The sequence below is a fragment of the Ralstonia sp. 25C genome (genome assembly GCF_051904805.1).
GTDB lineage: Bacteria > Pseudomonadota > Gammaproteobacteria > Burkholderiales > Burkholderiaceae > Ralstonia.
Genome location: NZ_CP196737.1, coordinates 1,198,753 through 1,224,413, shown reverse-complemented (window position 1 = coordinate 1,224,413; position 25,661 = coordinate 1,198,753). Strand labels below are relative to the sequence as shown.

Here is a 25,661-nt window from a genome sequence, read left to right as displayed (position 1 = left end):
CTACCAGCTATCTGACGAGCCACCGCCGCCGCTGGAACCGCCATCGCCGGAGTGGCTGCCGCTGTCGCTCGAATAGCTGGAGTCCGAACTGTAGCTGCCGCTACTGCCACTGCTGCTGCGCTCGCGCTCGGTCTCCCACACATAGGCGGCCGACGTGTTGTCGTCATCGGATCCGGAACGTTGCTGCCGTCTTGGTCGGCGAGTTGCTTTGCGAGCGGCTTTGCGCTTCGGCGCAGCAGGGACGGAGGGCGACAACCGGCGCCATTTATTCCACGTATGCCAGAGGGCGGCACTGATCGCGCCACTTGTCAGCACGGTCATTGGCAAGGCGAGCAGCCAACTGGTCCACTCGTCCCCGTCGATGTTGCCGGCCAGCATGGCGCACAGGACCGCAATGGCCGGCAGCAGCCAGAGCCAACGCGATGGGCGTGCTGCCAGCGCAGGCCCGGCAGGCGCACCGATCAGGATGGCCATCAGCAGCGCGAACGCTTCGTAGGAGAGGTGCCCCGCTGGCGCAGTCCGCGTGGGCGTCGGAACCGGCGGCGCATCGCTGACGGTGATGGGGGCGCCCGAGCCCGGCACCAGTTCGATCAGTGCATCGACGGCGCGCTCAATGCCGTCGTGGAAATCTCCCCGGCGAAAGGCCGGTGCCATGATGTCCCGGTTGATACGGCTGGCTTTGAGATCGGTGATGCTGCCTTCCAGGCCGTAGCCCACTTCAATCCGCATCTTGTGGTCTTGCTTGGCGACCACCAGCAGCACACCGTCGTCCACGCCGCGCCGGCCGAGCTTCCACGCCTCAAACACACGTACGGCATAGGCTTCGATGGGATCGGGCTGGGTGCTATCCAGAATGAGTACGGCAATCTGCGCGCCGGTACGTTCTTGCAGGATGGCCAGCTTGCGTTCGACCCGCGTGCTCACGCTGCCGTCGAGCGTGCCTGTCAGATCCGTCACGCGGCGGGCCAGTGCCGGCACCGGCTGCTGCGTTTGCGCCAAGCCGGGCGTGGCGGTGAAGAGTGCCGCCAGCGTGCCAAGCAGCCACATCAGAAATGGCAGCCACACGCCTGCGCTGGCGCGCGGGTTGGGCGCGTTGGGTGAACGGTACATCGGTATCCCGGTTAGTCGGATGCGCCCCGCACCTTGCGCATGAAATCCGCCAGCGAGCGCTCGGCGGATTCGGCAAAGTGGCGCTCCAGAATGTCGACCTTCACGCAGCGGTCGAGGCGGAAGGTGCGATAGTCCTGGCGATGCTCGCACCAGGCGGCCACCAGCCAGACTTGTCCCCAGAAAAACAGCCCCAGCGGCTGGATGCACCGCTCGGTCAACTGGCCCTGGGCGTCGCGGTAAGAAAGCCGCGCGACGGCATGGCGGCCCAGCGCGGCATGCAGCGTGTCGAAGACCTGCTTGACCTCGCTGCCCATGCCGTAGCCGGGCGCAAAGATGCGCGTGGTCTCGGCTTCGGCGCGGCGCTCGGCGGGCAGGGCGCCCATCAGCTTCTCCAGTGCCGCTTCGACGGAGCCAGCCATGGTGCCGCCGCTCCACGCCTTGATCATCCGCGCGCCAGCCACCAGCGCTTCCACTTCGTCGGGCGTGAACATCAGCGGCGCGAGGTCGTAACCGGCGCGCATGCGGTAGCCGATGCCCGCTTCGCCTTCGATCGGCACGCCCGAGACGGACAAGTCGCGGATGTCGCGATACACCGTGCGTTCGGACACGCCAAGGCGATCCGCCAGCATGGCCGCCGTGGTCAAACGGCGGCCGCGCAGGATTTGCGCAATCTGGAAGAGGCGGTCGGCGCGGCGGGTCATGCGCGGCATTGTAGTGGCCTTCTTGCCGCGCGCAATCCGCATGTTGTATCCCTACGCGCCGAAGGGCGTCAGCTCGCGTTGCGGGTGGATATCCACCACATCCACCTGCTCCCCACGGCGCAGCATTCGCTTGCCCAGCCGGGGGAAATCGGCAATCTCGATGTTCAGATGCTCGCCGCCGCACAGGTAGAGCAGATCGTCCTTGCCGCAGTTGCGCAGGTGATGCGCCACGCCCACGGGGAAGGCCATGAAATCGCCCGCGCGCACGGTAAAGATGCTGTCATCGATCTCGGCCTGCGCCTCGCCCGAGAGGATGTAGATCCACTCCTCTTCACGCTGGTGCGAGTGGTAGACGAACGACTCCTTGCCCGGCGGCACGCGCGCGAAATTCACGCCCGTGCGCTTGAGCCCGAGCAGCCGGCCCATCATGGTGCCGTGGATTTCCGACAGGCTGTTCCAGGGGTGTGAAAACGACTGCGTGCGCGCAGCAATGTCGGCGGCGCGCATGAGATACGGGGACTGACTCGGCATGGTGTTCTTCTCTGTCTCGGTAAGTCAGGCCGACGCCCGCGCGCCGGCCTGCGGGGCGTTACTGCTGGAGTAGGTACGCCTGCGTCTTGGCATCCGGCTCGTGCAGGCCGATGCGGTTGCCTTCGGTGTCGACGATGTGGGCGATGCGGCCCATGTGGTCGGGCAGCGTCATCGGGCCGAACACGCACTGGCCGCCGCTGCCGTTCACGCGTTCGAGCACGGCATCCAGGTCAGGCGCGTTGAGGTAGATCACGCTGCCTTTGTCGGACGGCGCAAAGCCCTCGCCCTTGACCAGCGCGCCGTGGATGGTCGTTTCACCCGCCGGGAACACGCCCATGGTCAGGTCGCCCATGTCTTCCTGCTTGAGCTGGGTGTCGAAGACGTTCTCGTAAAACTTCACCGCGCGCGGGAAATCGTTGGCGGGGATTTCAAACCAGTTGATGACGCTTGCCATGATGTCGCTCCAGTTGGTGAGGCAGGTGGTTGGGGGAAACCTGTCTCGTTAAGGTGAAGCGAATTCTGGCGGGGGGCTCCTGACAGCGTTCTGTCAGGAGCATTCAGGAGGGGGGCTGACGATGTGCGCGGGTCCGTCCATGCACACCGGAGTGCCGAGAATGCAAGTCTGCGGCGCGTGAATGCATAAAAAAGCAGCATTCACGACAGTCCAAGGCTCGATAACGACAGTCTGCGGTCCGTTAATGCCTAAAAAAGCGGCATTGACGGCTGTCTGGCGGTCGTGAACGCCAGTCCGCGCATCGTTCATGTCTAAAAAAGCAGCATCAACGCCAATCAGAGGGGCGTGAATGCCAGTTGGGGAGGCGTTCATGCCCAAAAAAGAGTCATGAACGACGGTCCAGGCTGCATGAACGCGATTTCGGACGCCGTGAATATTGCTCTGGCCATCGCCCGAGATGCAAAACCTGCCGCGCGCCAGCGCCTGGCAGATGCACGGTTCAACATGGTCTTTTGTTGCGAGTGCCTGACGAAGACATGCACCTCGATAGCATGTGGCTTCCTACCAACCTGTTGGAATCAAGCCGATGTCGCAAGCGGATCAAGAGGGCGTTCGTGTAGTTCTTTCACCGGTGCAAATGGCGGCCGTGCTGGCCGGAGAGTCACTCAGCCAAGAAGCTACGTTATCCAACCGCCTATGGGGTGGGTTGAGCCTGGTGGGTGGCGTGCTGGAAATGACAGGGGCCGCCGCGCTGTGCGTCCTGCCCGAGCCCACCATGACGAGCAAGGTTGGTTGCATCGTATTTGGCGTACATGGCTCAGACGTTGCTGGCACCGGCCTCAAGCAAATCTGGACAGGCCAAGACACGCGCACGCTGGTTCAGCAAGGCACGGCAAAGCTGGCCGAAACGATGCGGGTGAGCCCTGATCTTGCCGACAATATTGGACTGTCATTGGATATTGCGGTGCCAGTAGGCCTGTCGAGCATGGTGGGTGCGGTGCGGGCGACCAGCATTCAGTTGGGCCGGATCAGTCTCATGCAACATGAGGCCAGGGTCGGGACCTCAATTGGCGGACACACTATTGCCAAGCATGTTGGTCGGACCGAGCAACAATTGCGAGCCAGATTAAAGGCTGAAACCAAAATCAAAGTGGCTTCGTCCTTCCGAGATATGAAAGCAGCCGAGTGGGCTATTTCACAGGCCATGAAAGCGGATGCCATGCGTATCAAAGCTTGGGTGCAGTCATCGGGAAGTAAACTGGAGATTGTCCACGACGTAGGCGTGGACGTTGGCTACGGGGTCGTCCGTGCAACCGGGGCGTTTGTGAAAATGCGCAAGGTGAAAATGTTTTTGAAACGTGAAATATATAACGGGATGCCATATTATATTTTGACGGCATATCTTGAAATATAAAGATGGTTGGAATCCATGAACGTAGAAAAAGAGCACTTCATTGATTGCAGTGACCCGGATGCGGACGGGATGTATGACTATTACTATGAATACGATGTTTACGAGTTTCAGGATGGCGGCATGAGCTATGTTGTTCGTTGCTACACCGATGAGCCATTGCAGGCCAGCTTCATGGGCGTTAGGCCGACAGGCAAGGAGGGCGACGAGTGGGGGTTTCTTCAACTTAGCGATATGCAGACTGATCTATTTCGGCAAGTGGTCTCGTATCTGACGGATGCCGGAAAAAGAGATATCACGTTCTTGAGCGAAGAGGGCTATCAAGCGATTCCTTCATTGCCCAAGAGCGTGTAAATAGAATTCCGTTTAGCCTCTGTGCGAAAAGTGCGCAAGTTGTAACGGAAAATGGAACTAAAGTCTGTGGCGGGATAGGCGGGAGGGGCGTATCCGCTAATGAGGAATCCAGCCCGCCAGCAGCGGCACGAGTATCGCCGTCAGCACGCCGTTCAGCCCCATGCCCAGCGCCGAGAACGCGCCCGCTTCCGGATGGACCTGGAACGCGCGCGCCGTGCCGATGCCGTGCGCGGCAATGCCGGTGGCGAAGCCGCGCACGCTGTACTCGCGGATGCGCAGCAGGTTCAGCAGCCGCGTGGTCGTCGTGGCGCCCACGATGCCGGTAATGAGCACCAGCACGGCGGTGATCGTCGGTGCGCCGCCGATCTTCTCTGAGATGCCCATGGCGATCGGGATGGTCACGGATTTCGGCGCCATCGAGCGCAGCGTTTCCGGCGATGCACCCAGCAGCCAGGCAATGCCCACTGCCGACACCACGGCCACCACCGACCCCGCCAGCAGTCCGATCATCAGCGGGATCGCATGGCGGCGCAGCTTCGCCCATTGCTGATACAGCGGTACCGCCAGCGCCACCGTGGCCGGCCCCAGCAGGAAGTGCACGAACTGCGCGCCATCAAAGTACGTTTTGTACGGCGTGCCGGTCACTGTTAGCAGCGTGCCGAGAATCACCACCGCAATCAGCAGCGGATTGACCACGGGGTTGAAGCCGCTGCGCTCGTGCAGGCGCACGCCGATCAGGTAGGCGATCAGCGTGGCGGTCAGGCCCAGCAGCGGGCTGGCGGCCAGGTAGACCCAGAGCTGGTGCAGGTTGGGTGCCATCGTGTTCATGGGGCGAGCTCCTCGTTGGCTTCGCCGTGGTCCCCCATGCGGCGCATCAGCGCGCGCGTGACGAGCGCGCCTGCGGCAATCGACAGCCAGGTCGACACGACGGTCGCCACCACGATCGGCAGCCATTCCTGCCCGATGCGGTGCAGTTGCGTCATCACGCCGACGCCGGCCGGCACGAACAGGATGGTCAGGTGCTTTAGCAGATCGCTGACGGTGCCCTGCATGACTTCGAGCACGCGGCCCTTGTCCACCAGCAGGTAGATGACCAGCAGCACCATGCCGATCACCGGACCGGGCACGGGTAGGTGCAGCGAATACGTCAGCAGCTCCCCCACCGACTGGAACGTCAACAGGATCGCGAAGGTTTGCAGCATGGGATCTCCGAAACAGATGAGGCGGGTCGTCTGAACGTCAGGCCAGCATGCGGTCGACTAATTCGATCCAGTGCTCGACGGGCGTGTCGGTGCCGCTCTGCAGATGCGTCACGCAGCCGATGTTGGCGGTGACGATGCGCTCGGGCTGCGTCGCCTCCAGCTTGGCAAGCTTGTCGTCACGCAGACGGTAGGCCAGCTCGGGCTGCAGCACCGAATACGTGCCCGCCGAGCCGCAGCACAGGTGGCTGTCTGCGCAGAGCTTGACGTCCACGCCCAGCGAGCCGAGCAGCGTTTCCACCGCGCCACGGATCTGCTGACCGTGCTGCAGCGTGCACGGTGGGTGCCAGGCCACGCGCGGGCGTTGTGCTTCGGGTTTGGCCTTCTGCAACAACTCGGTGGAGAAAGCGGGCAGCACTTCGCACAGATCGCGCGTCATGGCGGATACGCGTGCTGCGCGTTCGGCATAGGTCGGGTCCTCGCGCAGCAGGTGGCCGTACTCCTTGACCATGGCGCCGCAGCCGGAAGCCGTCATGACGATGGCTTCGGCGCCGGCTTCGATATGCGGCCACCATGCGTCGATGTTGGCGCGCATGTTGCCGAGCCCGCCCACGTGGTCGTTCATGTGATACCGGATGGCGCCGCAGCAGCCCGCGCGCTCTGCGCTGATGAGCTGCACGCCCAGCTTGTCGAACACGCGTGCCGTGGCGGCATTGATGTTGGGTGACATGGCTGGCTGCACGCAGCCTTCGAGCAGCAGCATCTTGCGGGTGTGCGTGGTGGTCGGACGCACGCCGGCATGCGGCTGTTTGGCGGGAACCTTGTTGCGCAGCACCGGCGGCAGCAGCCCGCGCACGGCTTGTCCCACCTTGAGCGCGGGGCCGAACAGCGCCGGCCGCGTCAGGCCTTCGCGCAGCACCCAGCGCACGGCGCGCTCGCCAAAGGGGCGCGATTCGCCTTTGGCATCGAGCTGGTCATCGACGATCTTGCGGCCGATCTCCACCAGGCGCCCGTAGGTCACGCCGGACGGGCAGGTCGATTCGCAGTTGCGGCAGGTCAGGCAGCGGTCCAGGTGCAGGCGCGTGGCCGGGCCGGCGGGCTGGCCCTCCAGCACCTGCTTCATCAGGTAGATGCGCCCGCGCGGGCCGTCCAGCTCATCGCCGAGTAACTGGTAGGTCGGGCAGGTGGCCGTACAGAAGCCGCAGTGCACGCACTTCTGCACGATGCTTTGGGCTTCTTCGCCGTCGGGGGTGTTGCGCAGGAACGCCGCGAGCGTGATTTGCATGATGAGCGTGCGTTAGAAATCGGCGTACAGACGGCCCGGGTTGAAGATGCCGTGCGGATCGAAGCTGTCCTTCAGGCGCTTGTGTACCGCCATCAGCGGTGCGGCGACGGGCGTGAAGATGTCGCTCGCGCGGTCGCCGTTGCGGAACAGCGTGGCGTGGCCGCCGGCCTTGCGGGCGGCGTCGCGGATGGTGTCAGCAGGGGTATTGGCGGTGTCGATCCACCAGCGTTGGCCACCGCCCCATTCGACGAGTTGCTCATCCGCCGATGCGGCGCCGAGTGCCAGCGGCGGCGTAGCCGGGGGCAGGGCGATGCGCCACAGCGGCAGGTTGCCTTGCACGGCGCGAGCAAAGAACGTGTGCGATTGCTCGCGCAAGTCACGCCAGAACGCAGCGGCGTCAGCCTCGTCCACACGATCGCCGCCGAGCTTGGTAACGGCCGCGCGCACGGCCGCATCGGCGCCGCTCAGGCGTACCCACAGCGCTCCGTCGATCCACGCAGACGCGGCAATCGGCAACGGCTGGCCGCCCCATCGATTGAGCGTGTCGATGGCCTCGCTTTGGGCCATGGCAAAGCGCAGCGTCGCATCGCAGAACGGCATCGGCAGCACCTTGAGCGACACCTGCACGACGAGGCCCAGCGTGCCAAGTGCCCCCGCCATCAGACGCGAAACGTCGTAGCCGGCCACGTTCTTCATCACCTGGCCGCCGAAGTTGAGCATGTCGCCACGGCCATCCATCACCACTGCGCCGAGCACGAAATCGCGCAGCGCGCCCACCGATTGTCGGCGTGGACCCGACAGGCCGGATGCAAACGCGCCGCCCACGGTGGCTTGTTTGCCGTCCGCAGCAAAGTGCGGCGGCTCGAACGCCAGCATCTGCTTGTGCTCGGCCAGCGCGGCTTCGATCTCGACGAGCGGTGTGCCGCTGCGTGCGGTAATCACCAGCTCGGCGCAGTCGTAGTCGACGATGCCGGACCACTCGCGCGTGTCGAGCACGGTGGTGTGGGGTGCCGGGGCGCGGCCGTAGAAATCCTTCGTGCCGCCGCCGCGCAGGGTGAGCGGCGTGCGGCTGTCAGCGGCCTGCGCGATGGCATCGCGAAAGCGCCCAAGCGTGGGTGAAAGCGTGGTGTCTGGCGTGATTGACATGGCGAACGTCCGGGCACGGCAGCTCACTGGCTGCGGGCGGTTTCCGTGGAAAGGGGCGGCAGCTTGGTCGCGCAGCGCTTGCAGAACACGGCGTCGGTGTCGTGGCCTTCGGTGGCGCAGTGGGTGCAGGCGCGTGCCTTGGGCGAGCGCTCGCGCATGGTGTTCACCAGTTCCGCACCGATGATGCCGGTGGGGAACGCGATGATGCTGTAGCCCAGCAGAATGGTCATCGACGTGATGAACTGCCCCAGCGGCGTCTTCGGCACCAGGTCGCCAAAGCCCGTGGTGGTGAGCGTGACCACCGCCCAGTACATGCTGACCGGGATGCTGGTGAAGCCATGCTGCGGGCCTTCCACCACGTACATCACCGTGCCCAGGATGATGGTGATGATGAACACCGTGCCCAGGAACACGAAGATCTTGCGCCGGGCGTTGACCAGCGCACGCAGCAGCACCTGCGCTTCTTCAAAGTAGATCGTGAGCTTGAGCACCCGGAACACGCGCAGCAGCCGCAGCAGGCGCACGTCGATCAGGTACGCCAATTCCGGCGCGAACACCGCCAGCCAGGTCGGCAGGATCGAGATGAAATCGATGATGCCGTAGAAGCTCAACACATAGCGCCACGGCTTGCGCACCACCAGGATGCGCATGATGTATTCGGCCGTGAACAGCAGCGTGGCGAGCCATTCGATGACGGTGAAGAGCGTGCCCGCGCGCTCGTGAACGCTGGGCAGGCTGTCGAGCATCACCACCAGCACGCTGGCGAGAATGGCGACCAGCAGGGTCACGTCAAACTGGCGGCCGGCGCGGGTCTCGGCCTCGAAGATGATGACGTACCAGCGGCGGCGCCAGCCGTCCTCTTCGGGCTTGCCGAGGTATTCGCCCAGGCGCGCGTTGTGCGCGTGCCAGCGGTATCGGTCGGGGTGGGATGGGTTCTGGCTCATGGCGCTCAGAAGCGGGGCAGGTCCGGATGCGGCAGCAGCCCGTTGCGCACGTGCAGCTTGCCGTATTCGGCGCAGCGCGCGAGCGTGGGGATGGCCTTGTCGGGGTTCAGCAGGCGCGCCGGGTCGAAGGCGGCCTTCACGCTCAGGAAGGCATCGCGCTCTTCGGTCGAAAACTGCACGCACATCGAGCTGAGCTTCTCCACGCCCACGCCGTGCTCGCCAGTCACGGTGCCGCCCAGCTCCACGCAGGTCTCGAGAATGTCGGAGCCGAACAGTTCAGCGCGGTGCCACTCGTCCTGGTCTTCACCGTTGAAGAGGATGAGCGGGTGCATGTTGCCGTCGCCCGCATGGAACACGTTGATGCAGCGCAGGGCGTACTTCTGCTCCATCTCCTGGATGCGGCGGAGCAACGTGCCGATGTGCTTGCGGGGGATCGTGCCGTCCATGCAGTAGTAGTCCGGCGAGATGCGCCCGGCGGCGGGGAACGCATTCTTGCGCCCGCTCCAGAACTTCAACCGCTCGGCCTCGCTTTGCGAGACCTGGATACGCGTGGCGCCGGAGGCGCGCAGCACCTCGCTCATGCGTGCGATTTCTTCGGCCACTTCTTCGGGCGTGCCATCGGATTCGCACAGCAGGATGGCGGCGGCGTTCAGGTCGTAGCCGGCGCAGACGAACTCTTCAACGGCGGCGGTGGCGGGCTTGTCCATCATCTCCAGCCCGGCCGGGATGATGCCTGCGGCAATCACGTCGGCCACGGCGTTGCCGCCGCTTTCCACATCATCGAAGCTCGCCATGATCACCTGCGCCAACTGCGGCTTGGGGATCAGGCGCACGGTCACTTCCGTCACCACGGCCAGCATGCCTTCGGAGCCGATCACGGTGGCCAGCAGGTCCAGGCCGGGCGCATCGGGCGCCTCGCTGCCGAACTCGACCACCTCACCATCCATCATCACCGCGCGCACGCGCAGCACGTTGTGCACGGTCAGGCCGTACTTGAGGCAGTGCACACCGCCCGAGTTCTCGTTCACGTTGCCGCCAATCGTGCAGGCGATCTGCGACGACGGATCGGGCGCGTAATACAGCCCGTGCGGGTTGGCCGCTTCCGAAATGGCGAGGTTGCGCACACCGGGCTGCACGACCGCCGTGCGCGTGTACGGATCGACCTTGAGGATGCGCTTGAACTTGGCCAGGGACAGCACCAGCCCGCCCGGCGTGGGCATCGCGCCGCCCGACAGGCTCGTCCCCGCGCCGCGCGGCACCACGGGCACGCCCATGCGGTGGCAGACGCGCAGGATCTCAACGACCTGCGCCTCGGTGTCCGGCAGCACGACGGCCAGCGGCACTTGGCGATAGGCGGCCAGGCCGTCGCATTCGTACGGGGTGGTGTCCTCGCGTTTCCACAGCAGGGCGTCGTCGGAAACGATCTGGGACAGTGCGGCGGTCAGTTCGGCCTGCACGGCAGCCGGGTCGCGGGTGGGAGCGGCGGCGGACAACGACGAGGGCGCATTCATGGGGTGTCTCTCTTGGTGGTGCCCCGCAGCGCGGCCGGGGCATAGAACACGATCGTGGCGGCGGCAGCCCTGCGGCGCCTAGAGCCGGTTGCCATCACGCTGGTTGCCATCAATATAGGGCCGGGATTGCAGGATGACGATGTCATTGCCGACGACCGCCCACTCAATGTCCTGCTCCTTGCCGCCTAAGGCTTGCTTGGCCTTGTTCCCCACCGCCGCCAGCCGCGCGATCAACGCATCGGTCAGCACTTGGCGCGGCCCGGTCAACGACACTTCGCGCACGCCGCCATTGGTCTCGGCCACCAGCTGGGTGTCTTCCTGGGAATGGCTCAGCACTTGCACCGCCTTGGACCAGGTCGAGTACATGACCTGTTCGGCTTGCCGCTTGCCTTCCACCACGCGAATGCCCAAGCCACGTTTGGCCGAGATATAGCTGATGTGGCGGCGGCCTGCATCAAACGGATCGCGGGTGATCATCACGCCGGAACTGTCCGACGGCGCGGTCACTTGCACCAGCACCGCCATCGACACGGCATCCTGCCCCAACCCTGCCGCTTGCCGCGCTTCGTAAGCCTCGAAGTTGTAGACCGACGCCCAGACGGTCTGCACCGCACGGACCAGCGCATCGGCCTGCGTTACGTTGGGCACGGTGGTGTACAGCCCTGCGCCGCTGAAGCCCGGCAGGTCTTCTGAGTTGGACGAGCTGCGCACGAACACGCCGCGACCTTGCAACTGGTGTTGCCATTGCGCTTGCAGGGTACGCACCAGCGCCGCGTCGGGCGGCGCATCGGCAATTTCCGCGCGTAGCGTGGCGAGCGCCTCCTTGCGCACGGCGGCGTCGGTCGCAAAACCCGGGCGTTGCTGCAAGGTGGCAAGCCGCTCCGGGATGTGCAGCCTCTGCATGGCGGCCTGGAATTGCGAGAACGGGATGCAAAAGCCATCCGGCACGCTGGCAGCGGGCGGCAGGGCAGATTTGAGTGTGCCGAGGTTGGCGGCCTTGCTGCCGCAGTAACGGCTGCTCGATGCGCGCAGCGCCGACAGTGGCCGGAGGTCCGTCACCGATACGTCCGGCTTGGGAAGGGGGCGCGATGTCTGTGCGAGCGGCTTGGGCTCGACGGTAGTCGGGCGGGCGATCGGGTGGACCTGGTAGTCGTTGGGGCTGACCTCCAGTGACACCCATTGCCCGTCGTACTGCCGCAGCGTAGCTTGCGCGTCGCGCACGTAGGCGTTCGGGATACGCCAGCCCTTGGCAAGGAGGTTGGCGTGCGACAGCAGGGTGGAGGGCCGCTGGGTGATCAGGCCTGCAATGGGCGGCAGGGCGATCGGCACCTCATCCAGCACCACGATGTCGTGCGGCGAGAGATCCGTGGCTTGCTCGACCGACGCGATGATGCGCAGCCGCCCCTGCGCACGGCCCGTGTTCAACGGCAGGAAGGTCTGTTCGTGCAGCAGCGCTTCCTGGGTGACGAAGGGCACGTTGGCGGATTGCGCGGTCTGCTCATGCAGCGTGGAGTTCGACTTGAAGCGGATCGCGTCGTAGAACGAGGCATGCACGATTTTGTCGGCTTGCGTCAGCAACGCGGGGGTGAGCTTGTCGCCCTCCCAAAACTCATAGGTGTAGCCCGGCAGGTTCTGTTGCCAGCTCAGCGTGCCAAACAGGAAGCGCCGCTGCGGGCTGGTGTACTGCGCGTTGAGCGTGGCCTTGTCCCACTTCGCAATCCGCTTGTCGTGCTGCACGAAGCGGTCGTGCAGCACGTAACGCGGCGTGTTGATGTAGTCGATCCGCCCGCCGTTCTGCAGGTCAATCACGAACAGCACGTGCGGCATTTCCAGCGGCGTGCCGCGGTTGTAGACGCGCGCCAGGCGCATGAAATCGTCGCGGCTGCGGAGGCTCGAAAGCGAGGCGGGACCTTGCTTGCTGCGCATGTCGTCTACGGGCGAACTCTGCCGCGATTCGTAAGACGACGGCTTGCGAGCGAGCTGAGCGAGGGCGGCTTGGTCATGGGCTACAGCCAGAAACAGCGCGCACAGCGCCATGCGAGAGACAACAGGGTGCCGGGGGCGGCGAGGCATACGGGTTGGATTCACGATGTGTTGCTGGAAATAGGCAGCGCCACCCAGGGTGCCGCACGGCGGCTGTCCTGAGCGTTGGGGTGGGAGGCACTATAGCGCCGCTACAGTGCCGCGCGCTGGGTAAAGGACTTTTGCGGCGATGAATTTGGCTCGCTCAAGCGGCCAATCGCATTCATCGCGGTGCAGCAAGGCTGCGATTGTCGGTGGCGGACCTTCAAGCTCCGTCATCGAGGCTTCCACTGCCGACGGCGGAGTTCAAAGGTCCGACTTCCACACTAAAAGTTTCGAATCCGGAGCTCGGGTGCTCCGGGCGCGGAGGTCAAACGGTCAGCGTTGATGAAAAAAGCAGCAACGCCGGAGTAAAAAGAGTCGGGCGTCGGGCCTCTGAGGTGCAACGTCGGACCTCCAAGGTCCGGTGGTGCTGCTTTTTGCATCAACGTCGGAGGCCCAGAGGTCCAGCGTCGGTACTAAAAGTTTCGAATCCGGAGGTTTGAGGTGCGATGGCCCGCCACAGCGCTGGCGTGTTACCAATCGAGCCCAAGCAGCCAGTCCACAAAGTGCTGCGCCTCGGGCTTCATCGGCGCCTGCTCGCGCTGGACGATGTAGTACGCATGCGGCGGTTCGATGTCCAGCAGCCGCACGATCTGCCCCGAGGCCAGCCAGTTGCGCGCCATGGCTTGCCGCACCAGCGCCACGCCCTGATTGGAGGCCACGGCTTCCAGCATCAGGCCGATGTCGTTGAAGAGCGAGCCGGTGGCAGGCTCCGGCGCATCCAGCCCGGCAGCCTCGAACCACGGGCGCCACGGCTCCAGCGGGCTGCGCAGCAACGTGAGGTTCAGCACCTGCGAGGCTTCGGTGATGGTGTTGCCGCTGATCTGCTCGAAGTACGCGCGCCCGCATGCCGGGAACACCGGCTCGTTGAGCAGCAGCGTCGTCTTCAAATCCGGATAGCGGCCCGTGCCGTAGCGGATTTCGACATCGGTGTCCTCGGCCTTCACGTCGAGGAACGGGATGGACAGGTGCAGCTCCACGTCGATGTGCGGATACAGCGCGTTGAACTCGGGAATGCGCGCCACGAGGTGCTGGCGGCCAAACGTGGGCGGAATCGCCACGCGCAGCCGCGCGCGCTGCTTGCTGAAGTCGGGCCGCGCCAGTTCGTGCAGGCTTTTGAGCGCGTCCTGCACGCTGCGCAGGTAGCGCGTGCCGGCCGCCGTGAGCCGCAGTGCCGTGCCGGTGCGCACGAACAGATCTTCGCCCCACAGCTCTTCGAGGTTCTTGATGCGGTGGGACACGGCGCTGGGCGTGACCGACAACTCTTCGGCCGCCCGCGCGAAGCTCGCATGGCGGGCCCCCGCCTCAAAGGCAATCAGCAGGTGCAGCGGAGGAACGCGCTTGAAGACGGAGGACATGCGGACGGTCGCCGGTGGTTGAGCCGATTACAGGTGGAAGATCTTGCCGGGGTTCAGGATGTGCTTCGGGTCCAGTGCCTGCTTGACGCTGCGCATCAGGTCGATCGCATCGTTGCCGTGCTCGGCGATGAGGAAGTCCATTTTGTGCAGACCGACACCGTGCTCGCCCGTGCAGGTGCCGTCCATGGCAATCGCGCGCGACACGATGCGCTGGTTGATGCGTTCGGCTTCTTCCAGTTCTTCCGGCTTGTTCGGGTCGATCAGCAGCGCGACGTGGAAGTTGCCGTCACCCACGTGGCCGACGATGGGGGCGGGCAGCTGCAGCGCGCTGGCGAGCAGGTCGCGTTCGGTTTCCACCACGCAGTCAGCCAGGCGCGAGATCGGCACGCACACGTCGGTGGTGACGGCGCGGCAGCCGGGCTTGAGCTGCAGGAAGGCGAAGTAGGCGTTGTGCCGCGCGTTCCACAGGCGGCTGCGGTCCTCGGGCCGCGTGGCCCATTCGAAGCCCTGGCCTTGGTGTTCGGCGGCGATTGCCTGCACCGTCTCGGCCTGCTCCTGCACGCCGTGCTCCGAGCCGTGGAACTCGAAGAACAGCGTCGGCATTTCGGGCAGCGTGAGCTTGTCGTACTGGTTGATGGCGCGGATGGCGAGCGCGTCGACAAACTCCGCGCGCGCAATCGGCACGCCCATCTGGATGGTGTCGATCACGGCGGACACCGCATCGCCCATGCTCGGGAAGGCGCACACGGCAGCAGACACCGCCTCCGGCTGCGGATACAGCTTCAGCGTGATCTCGGTGATGATGCCCAGCGTCCCTTCGCTGCCGATGAACAGGCGCGTCAGGTCATACCCCGCCGACGATTTGCGCGCGCGGTTGGCCGTCTTGATGATGCGGCCATCGGCGGTCACCACCGTCAGGTTCAGCACGTTCTCGCGCATCGTGCCGTAGCGCACGGCGTTGGTGCCGGACGCGCGCGTCGCGCACATGCCGCCGATGGATGCATCGGCGCCCGGGTCGATCGGGAAGAACAGGCCCGTGTCGCGGATCTCCGTATTGAGCTGCTTGCGCGTGACGCCCGGCTCGACCGTCACCGTCAGGTCTTCCGGGTGGACGGCCAGCACGTGGTTCATCTGCGAGAGATCGAGGCTCACGCCGCCGGCCACGGCCAGCAGGTGGCCTTCGAGCGACGAGCCCGCGCCGTACGGGATCAGCGGAATCTCGTGCTCAAAGCAGAGCTTGGCGACGGCGGCGACTTCCTCGGTGGTCTGCGCGAAAACGACAGCGTCGGGCAGCATCGGGTCGTAGGCGGATTCGTCGCGGCCGTGGTGGGCGCGCACGGCTTCAGCGGTGGAGAGGCGATTGCCGAAGCGGGCACGCAGCGCGTCGAGCATGGCGGCCGGAATCGGTTTGCGAATCGACTGGGAGGGCGGTGCGGGGTGGTTCATGGTGTCTCGCGCGGTGTGCTGGAGCTGCGGTCTGGGGCCGCAGTTTGGGAGCAACGTGGGCTGTCATTCTAACGCCGGGGGTGCGCAGGGCTTGCGATAATGGGTGCCACCAACATTGCACCGCATCAAAGGAGACGCACCGTGGGGAACCGCCTATCCAAGATCGCCACGCGCACTGGCGACGACGGCACCACCGGCCTCGGCGACGGCAGCCGTACCGCCAAGGACAGCTTGCGCATCGCCGCCATCGGCGATGTGGACGAACTGAACTCGCACATCGGCGTACTGCTGACGGAAACGCTGCCTGACGGCGTGCGCGCGGCACTGACCGCCATCCAGCATGACTTGTTCGATCTGGGCGGCGAGTTGTGCATTCCGGGCTACACCATGGTGACGACGGCGCACGTGCTGCGGCTCGACCAATGGCTGGCGGATTACAACGCCGATCTGCCGCGCCTAGCGGAGTTCATCCTGCCGGGCGGCAGCCGTGCGGCGGCGCAGGCGCACATCTGCCGCACCGTTGCGCGCCGGGCGGAACGCAGCATCGTCGCGCTCGGCCGTGCCGAGACGATTGGCGAGGCACCGCGCCAGTACGTCAATCGGCTGTCGGACCTGCTGTTCGTGCTGGCCCGTGTGCTGAATCGCGTGGACGGCGGTACGGATGTCCTCTGGAAACGCGAAGAGAACAAGCCGGCATAGCCGTCGTCATCGCACAAAACAAAACGGCCCGGTGCAGAACCGGGCCGTTTGCTTTTGCGCAGGCGTGGATCAGTTCACGCTCGTCGGCGTTGTCGTACTTTGCGCCACGGCGGCCAAGCCGGTCAGTTGCCCCGGCGTGGTGATGGTCAGCGCTTGCGACGGCGTGGGCGCAGGGAAGCCGCCTTCGGCCAGGGCTTCCTTGATGGTGCGGTTGGTGTCGAAGTAGACCTGCCAGTAGTGGTCGTTGTGCGTGTATGGGCGCACGGCCAGCACTGGCCCGACCAGGTTGAACTCCAGGATCTCCACGTCGACGGCTGGATCGGCCAGCACGTTCGGGATGGCGGTGATCTTTTCCTTGAGCAGCGCGATGGCGGCGCGGTGGTCGGCGCTGCCCGCCAGCTGTGCCTTCAGCTCGACACGGCGGAAGGGGTTGGAGGTGTAGTTCTGGATCGTGTCGGCGAAGATCTTGCCGTTGCCAACGATGGTGACGACGTTGTCCGGCGTGTTGAGCGAGGTGGCAAACAGGCCAATCTCCTTCACGGTGCCGGTGATGCCGCCGACCGTGACGAAGTCGCCCACCTTGAACGGCCGCAGCACGATCAGGAACGCGCCTGCCGCAAAGTTCGACAGCAGCCCCGACCAGGCCATGCCGATGGCCACGCCGGCCGCCGCAATCAACGCAGCAAACGTCGTCGTCTGGATGCCGAAGTAGCCGAGGATGCCGATCACCAGCAGCACGTTCAGCGTGACGGTGATGATCGAGCCGACGTAGCGCAGCACCGTTGGATCGACTTTCTGTCGGCTCAACGAGCCCTCCACCATGCGCACGGCCAGGTTGATCAGCCAGCGGCCGACCACCCAGAAGACGATGGCGGCGAGGATCTTCATGCCGACGTCGGTGGCGTACTGCGCGATGATCGCCTGGTACTTGCTTGCGGTGTTGACGGCGGTGTCCGCCAGGGTGTCTGCCATGGTCGCCTCCGGGGGATGAGCAGGGGAACCCACCTAAGATATGTCAAAGACGGCCAATTTGTGTGACTTTGGCGCCTTTTGCTCACATTTGTTATACATCCGGCACGTCTGGCGCGGCCGATAAAAAAGGACGCCCGCCGGCGTCCTTCCTCAAATCACTTCGGCGTAGCGCGGTGGCTCAGTTACCGCTGCCCGCCACCAGACGGCGCTTGCGCACGGCGTCGGCCAGCGTTTCCAGCACCTTCACCGAATCGTCCCAGCCGATGCAGGCGTCGGTCACGCTCTGGCCGTAGGCGAGGTCAGACACCGGCGTGCCCTGCACGTGGTCTTGGCGGCCGGCGTTGATGTGCGATTCCACCATCACGCCGACGATGCGGTTGTCGCCTGCAGCCATCTGGCGGCCGATATCTTCGCACACCGGGATCTGGTTCTCGTGCTTCTTGCTGCTGTTGGCGTGCGAGGCGTCGATCATCAGGCGCGCGGCCAGGCCGGACTTGGAGATGGCGTCGCAGGCTTCCTGCACACTCGCGGCATCATAGTTGGGCGCCTTGCCGCCGCGCAGGATGATGTGGCAATCCTCATTGCCCGCCGTCGAACACGATGGCCGAGTGGCCGCCCTTGGTGACCGACAGGAAGTGGTGCGGCTGCGATGCGGCCTTGATGGCGTCCACGGCGATCTTCACGTTGCCGTCGGTGCCGTTCTTGAAGCCGACCGGGCACGACAGGCCGGACGCCAGCTCGCGGTGCACTTGGCTTTCAGTCGTGCGCGCACCGATGGCGCCCCAGCTCACCAAGTCAGCGATGTACTGCGGGCTGATCATGTCGAGGTATTCGGTGCCGGCGGGCAGGCCGAGCTCGTTGATGTTCATCAGCACCTCACGCGCGGTGCGCAGGCCGTCGTTGATCTTGAAGCTGCCGTCCATGTACGGATCGTTGATCAGGCCCTTCCAGCCGACCGTGGTGCGCGGCTTTTCGAAGTACACGCGCATGACGATTTCCAGCTCGTTCTTGAAGCGCTCGCGCTGCTCGACCAGGCGGCGGGCGTAGTCCAGCGCGGCCTTGGTGTCGTGGATGGAGCAGGGGCCGATGATGACGATCAGGCGGTCATCCATGCCGTGCAGGATGCGGTGCATGGCGTTGCGGCTCTGGTAGATCAGCTCCGACACGGTGTCGCTGCACGGGAATTCGCGAATCAGGTGCGCCGGCGGCGTCAGCTCTTTGAGTTCGCGAATGCGCAAGTCGTCGGTGTTCTTCGGCATGGAAAGCTCCTGGGGGTGTCTCGTTGTATTGGAAGTATTGGAAACGTCTACTGTGTTCGGATCATGTTTCGCGTCGGTGCCGGGGTGGGGCGGGTGACAGGGCGAAAAAAAACCGCCAGGGTTGCTGGCGGTTTTCGGTATCTGCTGGGTGCTTTATTTTTGCTGCAAGCGCCCCTCTCCTTCCGCCAGCGGTGCGAGATGCCAAAAGTAAAAGTAAAAAAACTTGGCGAAGGACATGGAGAGAAAGCTAAGTCGTGCAACAAAAATCAGGAAAGCGCGGGTGACAAAACTACCGCGCCGCACCAATCGAACCGTCTTTATAGCTGCTTTTTCTGAGCGCCGCAAGCGCGGATTTTCCGGGCCTGCGGCGCCAAAACGACGATTCCGACGCGGATCAAACCGTGCCGCCCACCGTCATGTTCTCCATGCGCAGGGTCGGCTGGCCCACGCCCACCGGCACGCTCTGGCCTTCCTTGCCGCACACGCCGATGCCCGAATCGAGGCGCATGTCGTTGCCGATCATGGTCACGTGCTTGAGCGATTCCGGGCCGCTACCGACCAGCGTCGCGCCCTTGACCGGCGCGGTGATCTTGCCGTCTTCGATGAGGTAGGCCTCGCTGGCGGAGAACACGAACTTGCCGTTGGTGATGTCGACCTGGCCGCCGCCGAAGTTCACCGCATACAGCCCCTTCTTGACGCTGGCGATGATCTCCTGCGGATCTTTGTCGCCGCCGAGCATGTAGGTATTGGTCATGCGCGGCATGGGCAGGGCGGCGTAGCTCTCGCGGCGGGCGTTGCCGGTCACGGGCATCTTCATCAGGCGCGCGTTGAGCGTGTCCTGCATGTAGCCGGTGAGAATGCCGTCTTCGATGAGCGTGTTGCACTGCGTGGGATTGCCCTCGTCGTCGAGGTTGAGCGAGCCGCGGCGGTTGGCAAGCGTCCCGTCATCCACCACGGTGACGCCCTTGGCTGCCACGCGTTCGCCCATGCGGCCGGAGAAGGCGGATGAGCCCTTGCGGTTGAAGTCGCCCTCCAGCCCGTGGCCGATGGCTTCGTGCAGCAGCACGCCGGGCCAGCCCGGGCCGAGCACGACGGTCATCGTGCCCGCCGGTGCCGGCTTGGCTTCCAGGTTGACGAGCGCGGAAGAGACCGCCTCGTCCACGTATTCGCGCAGCAGGTCGTCGGTGAAATAGCCGTAGGCATAGCGGCCGCCGCCACCGGAGCTGCCCATTTCGCGGCGCCCATTCTGCTCGGCGATGACGGTGACGGAGACGCGCACCAGCGGGCGCACGTCGGCTGCGATCACGCCGTCGCTGCGTGCCACCAGCATCACGTCGTATTCGCCGGCGAGGCCGGCCATGACCTGCACCACGCGCGGGTCCTTGGCGCGGGCGAGCTTTTCGATGCGCTCCAGCAGGGCGACCTTTTCGGTGGCCGTCATCGAGTCGAGCGGGTCGTTCGGTGCATACAGCGAGTGGCCGCTCGGGCCGCTGACCAGGCTGTTCGCCACCTTCACGCGGCCGGAGCCGGCCTTGCCGATCGTGCGCGTGGCGCCGGCGGCCTGCATCAGCGCGGGCAGGCTGATGTCGTCGGAGTAGGCAAACGCGGTGCGGTCGCCCGAGACGGCGCGCACACCCACGCCCTGATCGATGCTGAAACTGCCCGACTTGACGATGCCTTCTTCCAGGCTCCACGCCTCGTTGCGGGTGTACTGGAAGTAGAGGTCGGCGTAGTCGACGCGGTGCGTGAAGATGTCGGCCAGCGCGCGTTGCAGGTGCGCTTCGTCGAGGCCGTATGGGTCGAGCAGCACGCGGCGCGCGATGGACAGATTCTGGATGGCGATGTCGCCTGCGTTCATGGTGAGTTCTCGCAAAGAAATTCGGTTGGCTTACATCACGCGGTGTTTGAGCGCTGGCAGATCGCGCCGCACTTGCGCCAGGCGCGCCGGGTCCATATCGCCAATGGCCACGCCTTCGCCTTCGGGCACGGAGGCAATGATCTCGCCCCACGGATCGACCAGCATGGAGTGGCCCCAGGTGCGGCGGCCGTTTTCATGGTGCCCGCCCTGTGCGGCGGCGAGCACGTAACACTGATTCTCGATGGCGCGGGCGCGCAGCAGGATTTCCCAGTGCGCGGCGCCCGTCACGTAGGTGAAGGCCGCCGGCATCAGAATCAAGTTCAGGTTGCCTTGCGCCGACAGGGCGCGGTACAGCTCCGGAAAGCGCAGGTCGTAGCACACCGACATGCCCACGCGGCCGCACGGCGCATCGAAGGCGACCGGCGTGGCACCGGGCTCGATGGTGCGGGCTTCGTCGTAGCGCTCTTCGCCGCGCACGAAGTTGAACAGGTGGATCTTGTCGTAGCGCGCGACGCGCATGCCGGCGGGGTGGAACGCGAGCGAGGTATTGCGCACGCGCTGTTCGTCTTCACACCACATCGGCAGCGTGCCGCCGACGAGCCACAGCTTGTGGCGCCGCGCGGCATCGGCCAGGAACGTCTGGATCGGGCCATCCTGATCGTTCTCGCGGATGGCGACCTTGTCGCTGTCTTTGCGGCCCATCTTGCAGAAGTACTCGGGCAGCAGCGCGAGTTGTGCGCCCTGGGCGGCGGCTTCGGCGAGCAGCGCGTCGGCGTGCGCCAAATTGGCGTCTACCTCAATGCCCGAGACGGTCTGGATGGCGGCAACGCGAAAAGGTGCGGCGAAAGGCGCATCCGAGCCGGAGGGGGCGGATGCGGACATCACAGTCGTGGTGGTCGTGGAAGTCATGGCGCCTATTTTGCCGAGGTTTGCGGTGCGCTGCCTGAATTGCTGCTGGACGCGATCTTTTCGATCTTCGGATCGGCCCAGCTGCCGGTGACGTGATACTGCGTGGCAAATGCCTTCGACAACTGGTCGCCCAAGACGAGCTGCGCCGCCAGTGTGCCGAGCCCGATGGCCGGGTTGATGAATGCGGCCGCCAACGATGCGGAGGTCGCATCCACCTTGGGCGTGACCTTGACGTGTAGATCCTGTGTTTCCTCGAGGATGTTGGCCGAGCCCTGCATGGCCACCTGGAACTGCGGACCTTTGACGGCGAAGTCTTCCGTGCGTGCGACACCGCCGGCGATCGTGCCGGTGGCGGTGACACTGTCAAACGGCGTGCCGCGCCCCGTGGCGCCGCGGAGGTCGGTGGCGAAGTGCAGCAGCCCTTGCAGGCTCAGCACCCCGGCCAGCTTGGCGAGGCCCGGATCGACCGGCAGGAACTGGCCGCGCTCGAGGTTCAACGCCATGCGGCCGTTGAGCGTGGGGGTGTCGATCGACATGGGCGAGCCACGCCACACCACGCGACCTTCGAGCTTGCCCTTGGCACCATCGAGCACCTTGGCGAAGCCCATTTTCTGCAGCAGCTCGCCGGAGTCGCGCAGATCCAGGTGGAAGTCGAGCAGCGTGCGGCGTTCAGGGTCATCACCGCCGCCACGCAACCGGCGCGGGATGCGCCACGTGCCCTGCGCGGTGAGCGTGGCGGCCGGCTGCTCGATCTTGAGCGTTTCCAGTGTCCACACGGGCGCGCCGTCGTTGATCTGGCTGCGCGCCTTGATTTCGAGCTTGCCGAGCGTCTTGCCGCGCAGGTCGAACTTGTCGGCCACGAGGTCGAGCGACGGGATTTCCTGTGAGCTGCTGGCCAGGGACTCGGTCAGCGCGGTTTCTTCCTTCGCGTCGGGGATGCTCATGCGCGACAGGCGCATGGTCAGCTCGCCGAAGGGTACGGCGGCGCTCTCGGCGTGCCAGCGCGTGTTGCCGGCGATCTCGCGTGATTCGATGGTCGATTGCCAGTTGGCGCCATCGCGCGTGGCGTCGATGCGCACGGCGTTGAAGTCGCGGCCCAGCATGTGCAGTATTTGTGCCCGCGCGTTCAGGCGGTTTGGCAGATACGCGTTGTGGCTGGCATTGGCGCTGGCCGCGGCATGTTCGGAGGCGACCTGGGTAGCGCTCTTGTCGGCCGAGGGCTTGGCGAACACTTGGCGCCAGGCGTCAATGTCCAGCTGATCCAGCGCGAGGTTGGCCTGCACACCGTCGGCCAGTTGCGGCACCGGTTGGCGTACGCCGATGCCACCGCGCAGCACCTCGACGCCGTTGCCATTGCTGCGCTGCTCATAACGCGCGCTGACGATATTGCCGATCTGCAGCGTGATTTCGTCGAGCGCGCTGTTGGCGGCCAGCGGCTGCATTTCAAAGCGCACCGGCAGCGGCTGCCCGGCGGCTTTGTTGAGCGGGGCGGGCAGGCGAACCGTCATCGGCGTGAGGTCGGACTGCACCTGGATGATCGGTCGATGCTGCTTGACGCTGATCGTGGCGCTGTACGGCGCGCTGCCCTCCAGCGCACGGGCAATCGCGGCGATGGGGCTGCCCTCCGGCGTCGTCTCGCGCAGGCCCTGGGCCGAGGCGGTGCCCGCGACCTGGATGCGGATCGTGCCATCCGGTGCGGTGCCGCCAGTCGGGCGGATTTCGCCACCGGCAAAGCGCGCACGCAGGTTATTGAAGCCGATGCCCTTCTGCGTGAAGGTGAGTGCGCCCGTCACGTCGGTCAGCGGCGGCGCTTGCGACAGCAGGGTGACGTCATTGCGCAGGAAGGTGACGCTGCCCTGCGCGCGGGTGTTGTGCATTTCGTGCAGCGGCAGCTCCAGCTTGAGCGCCAGCGTGGCATTGCCCTGCGCACGCGCATCCTTGGTGAAGTGGCCGATCCACCCGCTGATGGGGCTGGCCTCCAGGTATTGCAGGAAACCTTGAGTGGGCCCATCGCCACGGCCCTCGATGGTCAGCAGCGGCGAATGGTCGCCCATGTCGGGCAGGTTGCCGTTCACGTCCTGCAGATCCACGCCCATCACCTTGGCGTGCGCCACCTTGAATGCCAGTGAAGCCTTGTCAAAGATGACCGTGCCATCGATGTTGGTAAACGCAGGCCATTCGCCGGGATGCGTCGGCACAGAACCGGGGGCGTTATGCGCCGTTTCCGGCGGGGCAGACTGGTACGTCACATCCTGGATCGGCACTTCGACGCGGAAGGCGCCCTTATGCGGCGCCCGGAATGGGAATTCCAGCAGATCGCCCGCCAGCGTGAAGCTGACGTTGCTGGCTGTGCCGCTTTGCAGCGCACCGGTCAGGTAGTCGCGCAGATGCTGTCCGATGGACAGCGGCAGATAACGCGGCACGCGGGGTACGTTGGCGTGCTCCAGCGTGCCGGTCAGATCGATGGTGCCGACATGGCTCGTGTTGGGGGCGTGACGATAGTTGCCGCTGATGCGCGCTGACAGGTCGGCGTTGGAGAACGCCAGGTTGTCGCTGGTCACCACCAGTTCCTGCTTGCGGTAGGTCCAGTTGAAGGTGCCTTGCAGACGGTCCAGCGGCACGCGCGGCTCGGCAAAGGTGCCGGGCAGCAGCAGGGCGGCGTCGGTGGAGTCAATTCGGAGCGTGCCCCGCACGGTGCCTTTCTCGTCGGAGAACACGGCATTGCCGGAGAGGTTTTCCACCCCGGGCACCGCGGACTCGGGGTGATGGCCAGGCGGTACGGCCGGCAGCGCACCCGGCCCAAACGACACCTGCCGCAGCGTCGCGCGGCCGGTCAGGTGCACCGGCGCCGGCGCGTTCGGGCGCCAGCGGGACACATCGCGCTGCCAATTGATGTCGAGATCGTCCAGCCGGCCGGCGGGCTGCTTGGCGCGCAGCGGCTCCAGCACGCCGGCCGGCAGCGGCAGCGTGGTGGCGATGCCGCGCACGTCGGCCAGGTCCATGGTGGCGGCTTTGATCTGCAGATAGCGCAGGGCCTCGTGGCTATCCAGCGCCCAGCCCACGGTAACGTTGCGCAGCCCGCGCGGTGTGCCGGCGGGATTGAGCGGCGTGACGATGCCGGGGCCGGCCAGCTCGGGCGTCGGCGGCTGGACGGTTTGCGTGGATGGGTTCAGTGGTTGCCAGAGCAGGGTGTCGACGCGCAGGGTGTGTTCACCGGTGCTCGCGCGCTGGTGCGTGGCCAACACTTGCAGGCTGCGCAACTGCAGCGGGTCAAGGTCTTTGCGGACCTGTAAATCCAGCGCCTGGCCCGTCAGGCGCGCCTGGCTGCGTGTGAAGACGCCATCGGCAAACTCCACCGAGCCGTCGGACGACAGCGTGCCGCTATTTGCGGACGCCAGCACCGGCACATAACGCTGTGCGGCGGCCAGTTGCAGCGTATTGACCTGCCAGTTGGCTTGGCCGTGCCAGTGCTGCCAGTCGCCCGGGCGGGCCAGCAGGTCGTGGCGGAAATCGGCGTGCAGCTTGATGGGGCCGTTGAACAGCGTGGGTGACGTGCCGCTGGCGTCCAGGCGGTGGCGGGTCGGGCCGCTGCGCAACTGGATGCGCACATTGCCCAGCGCCACCTCGGGCAGTTTCTGCTGCTCGTCGAGCCAGCGCACCGCGCCCTCGCGCACATCGATGTCGCCCTGGGAGAGCAGTTGATCCAGGAAGCCGCTGTCGCCGCTGGTGTTGGCCGACAACGGCATGCCGGCCACGAGCAGCGCGCCCTCGGCGCTGCGGCGGACCAGCACGTCGGCGCGACTGGCGTGCAGTACGGCAAATGTGATTTCCATACGCGGCAACGATCGCCACGACAGCCGCGCCTGCACGTCCTGCACGGCGAAGGTATGGCGCCCGGCAGTGTCGCGGGCATCGATGCGTTGTGCGCGGAAGGCCGGATGCCAGCCTTCCCAGTAGGTTTCCAGCGAGCCGATGCTGACCGTGGCGTGCAGTGCGCTGGACGCCTCGCGCTCCATCCACTCGCGCGCCAGGCTCACACGCGGCCACAACACAAAGCGCACCAGCAGCATGCCGATGATGGCCAGCACGGCCAGCACCGCCAGCGTTTTCCACAGCATGCGCCACAGCTTGCGCCAGATCGGGGCACGCATGACAGCGGCGACACCGCCGCCAATGGCGCCCACCCGTCGCGCGAGCCACGCCCACGCAGCCGGCCCGGCCGCGCGCATGCCGGTCGGGCGGGATGACAGGGTACTGGTGTGTCCGCCGTCGGACTTCGGCGATTCTGGGGGCTGGGGCGGGCGAGGCATGACCGGGATTATCCGATATTCGTGACGCGGCGCCACATCAACAAGGGGTTGCTGCGGCCGCTGCAGAAGCGGCAAGCACG

21 protein-coding genes and 1 pseudogene are annotated in these 25,661 nt (G+C 65.4%); 4 read left to right on the top strand and 18 right to left on the bottom strand.

All coding sequences use genetic code 11. The annotated features are described in order from the left end of the window. From ACS7SF_RS05700 to ACS7SF_RS05685, 4 genes are read right to left on the bottom strand one after another with little or no spacing between them, the layout of a single operon-like run. Positions 1-1,110 carry a TPM domain-containing protein gene (locus ACS7SF_RS05700; protein WP_439892078.1) on the bottom strand — a complete coding sequence of 370 codons (1,110 nt, stop codon included), beginning with the start codon at positions 1,108-1,110 and terminating at the stop codon, positions 1-3. 11 nt (positions 1,111-1,121) lie between these two features. Further along, on the bottom strand, positions 1,122-1,820 hold the full coding sequence (locus ACS7SF_RS05695; RefSeq protein WP_439892077.1) for a helix-turn-helix transcriptional regulator: 699 nt from the start codon (positions 1,818-1,820) through the stop codon (positions 1,122-1,124). A gap of 42 nt (positions 1,821-1,862) precedes the next feature. Then, positions 1,863-2,342 (bottom strand): cupin domain-containing protein, encoded by a 480-nt coding sequence (locus tag ACS7SF_RS05690; protein ID WP_426394833.1) that lies wholly within the window; start codon positions 2,340-2,342, stop codon positions 1,863-1,865. A gap of 58 nt (positions 2,343-2,400) precedes the next feature. After that, positions 2,401-2,796 (bottom strand): VOC family protein, encoded by a 396-nt coding sequence (locus ACS7SF_RS05685; protein WP_439892076.1) that lies wholly within the window; start codon positions 2,794-2,796, stop codon positions 2,401-2,403. Positions 2,797-3,433: 637 nt separating this feature from the next. Here ACS7SF_RS05685 and ACS7SF_RS05680 point away from each other — a divergent pair. Both ACS7SF_RS05680 and ACS7SF_RS05675 read left to right on the top strand, forming a co-directional pair. After that, positions 3,434-4,210: an RNase A-like domain-containing protein gene (locus tag ACS7SF_RS05680; RefSeq protein ID WP_439892702.1), complete on the top strand. Its 777-nt coding sequence runs from the start codon at positions 3,434-3,436 to the stop codon at positions 4,208-4,210. Between the two features lie 15 nt (positions 4,211-4,225). Further along, on the top strand, positions 4,226-4,561 hold the full coding sequence (locus ACS7SF_RS05675) for a hypothetical protein (protein WP_439892075.1): 336 nt from the start codon (positions 4,226-4,228) through the stop codon (positions 4,559-4,561). 96 nt (positions 4,562-4,657) lie between these two features. Here ACS7SF_RS05675 and ACS7SF_RS05670 read toward each other — a convergent pair whose 3' ends face one another. From ACS7SF_RS05670 to ACS7SF_RS05630, 9 genes are all read right to left on the bottom strand, one after another. Continuing rightward, positions 4,658-5,389 (bottom strand): LrgB family protein, encoded by a 732-nt coding sequence (locus tag ACS7SF_RS05670; RefSeq protein ID WP_439892074.1) that lies wholly within the window; start codon positions 5,387-5,389, stop codon positions 4,658-4,660. Beyond that, positions 5,386-5,763 (bottom strand): CidA/LrgA family protein, encoded by a 378-nt coding sequence (locus tag ACS7SF_RS05665; RefSeq protein ID WP_439892073.1) that lies wholly within the window; start codon positions 5,761-5,763, stop codon positions 5,386-5,388. The genes ACS7SF_RS05670 and ACS7SF_RS05665 overlap by 4 nt, the downstream gene beginning before the upstream one ends. A gap of 37 nt (positions 5,764-5,800) precedes the next feature. Next, complete coding sequence (glcF, locus tag ACS7SF_RS05660; RefSeq protein ID WP_439892072.1) at positions 5,801-7,045, bottom strand: glycolate oxidase subunit GlcF; 1,245 nt, start codon at positions 7,043-7,045, stop codon at positions 5,801-5,803. Positions 7,046-7,057: 12 nt separating this feature from the next. Beyond that, a complete protein-coding gene (gene glcE, locus ACS7SF_RS05655; protein WP_439892071.1) occupies positions 7,058-8,191 on the bottom strand; it encodes a glycolate oxidase subunit GlcE in 1,134 nt (377 codons plus the stop codon). Positions 8,192-8,214: 23 nt separating this feature from the next. Further along, positions 8,215-9,135 (bottom strand): ion transporter, encoded by a 921-nt coding sequence (locus tag ACS7SF_RS05650; RefSeq protein WP_439892070.1) that lies wholly within the window; start codon positions 9,133-9,135, stop codon positions 8,215-8,217. Between the two features lie 5 nt (positions 9,136-9,140). Continuing rightward, complete coding sequence (locus tag ACS7SF_RS05645; protein ID WP_439892069.1) at positions 9,141-10,646, bottom strand: FAD-linked oxidase C-terminal domain-containing protein; 1,506 nt, start codon at positions 10,644-10,646, stop codon at positions 9,141-9,143. Positions 10,647-10,724: 78 nt separating this feature from the next. Then, on the bottom strand, positions 10,725-12,719 hold the full coding sequence (locus ACS7SF_RS05640; RefSeq protein ID WP_439892068.1) for a PEP/pyruvate-binding domain-containing protein: 1,995 nt from the start codon (positions 12,717-12,719) through the stop codon (positions 10,725-10,727). Positions 12,720-13,243: 524 nt separating this feature from the next. After that, entirely contained in the window at positions 13,244-14,128 is an 885-nt protein-coding gene (locus ACS7SF_RS05635) for a LysR substrate-binding domain-containing protein (protein WP_439892067.1), read from the bottom strand. A 27-nt stretch (positions 14,129-14,155) separates the two neighbouring features. Continuing rightward, the gene (locus ACS7SF_RS05630) at positions 14,156-15,574 is read right to left on the bottom strand and encodes an FAD-binding oxidoreductase (protein WP_439892066.1); all 1,419 of its coding nucleotides are present in this window, start codon (positions 15,572-15,574) and stop codon (positions 14,156-14,158) included. A 141-nt stretch (positions 15,575-15,715) separates the two neighbouring features. Here ACS7SF_RS05630 and ACS7SF_RS05625 point away from each other — a divergent pair, with 141 nt between their 5' ends. Beyond that, positions 15,716-16,273, top strand: coding sequence for a cob(I)yrinic acid a,c-diamide adenosyltransferase (locus tag ACS7SF_RS05625; RefSeq protein WP_439892065.1), 558 nt, complete (start codon positions 15,716-15,718; stop codon positions 16,271-16,273). 69 nt (positions 16,274-16,342) lie between these two features. Here the strand turns inward: ACS7SF_RS05625 and ACS7SF_RS05620 are convergent, their stop codons facing one another. Next, on the bottom strand, positions 16,343-17,245 hold the full coding sequence (locus ACS7SF_RS05620) for a mechanosensitive ion channel family protein (RefSeq protein ID WP_439892064.1): 903 nt from the start codon (positions 17,243-17,245) through the stop codon (positions 16,343-16,345). 178 nt (positions 17,246-17,423) lie between these two features. Further along, a pseudogene (gene aroG, locus ACS7SF_RS05615) lies at positions 17,424-18,504 on the bottom strand (3-deoxy-7-phosphoheptulonate synthase AroG). A 63-nt stretch (positions 18,505-18,567) separates the two neighbouring features. Here aroG and ACS7SF_RS05610 point away from each other — a divergent pair. Further along, positions 18,568-18,840, top strand: a complete 273-nt coding sequence (locus ACS7SF_RS05610; protein WP_439892063.1) for a hypothetical protein — start codon at positions 18,568-18,570, stop codon at positions 18,838-18,840. 58 nt (positions 18,841-18,898) lie between these two features. Here the strand turns inward: ACS7SF_RS05610 and tldD are convergent, their stop codons facing one another. Genes tldD through ACS7SF_RS05595 form a run of 3 tightly spaced genes read right to left on the bottom strand, consistent with a single transcriptional unit; the run spans position 18,899 to position 25,581 of the window. Further along, complete coding sequence (tldD, locus tag ACS7SF_RS05605) at positions 18,899-20,362, bottom strand: metalloprotease TldD (RefSeq protein WP_439892062.1); 1,464 nt, start codon at positions 20,360-20,362, stop codon at positions 18,899-18,901. A gap of 30 nt (positions 20,363-20,392) precedes the next feature. After that, entirely contained in the window at positions 20,393-21,244 is an 852-nt protein-coding gene (locus tag ACS7SF_RS05600) for a carbon-nitrogen hydrolase family protein (protein WP_439892701.1), read from the bottom strand. Positions 21,245-21,276: 32 nt separating this feature from the next. After that, positions 21,277-25,581 (bottom strand): YhdP family protein, encoded by a 4,305-nt coding sequence (locus ACS7SF_RS05595; RefSeq protein WP_439892061.1) that lies wholly within the window; start codon positions 25,579-25,581, stop codon positions 21,277-21,279. Positions 25,582-25,661: the final 80 nt, after the last annotated feature.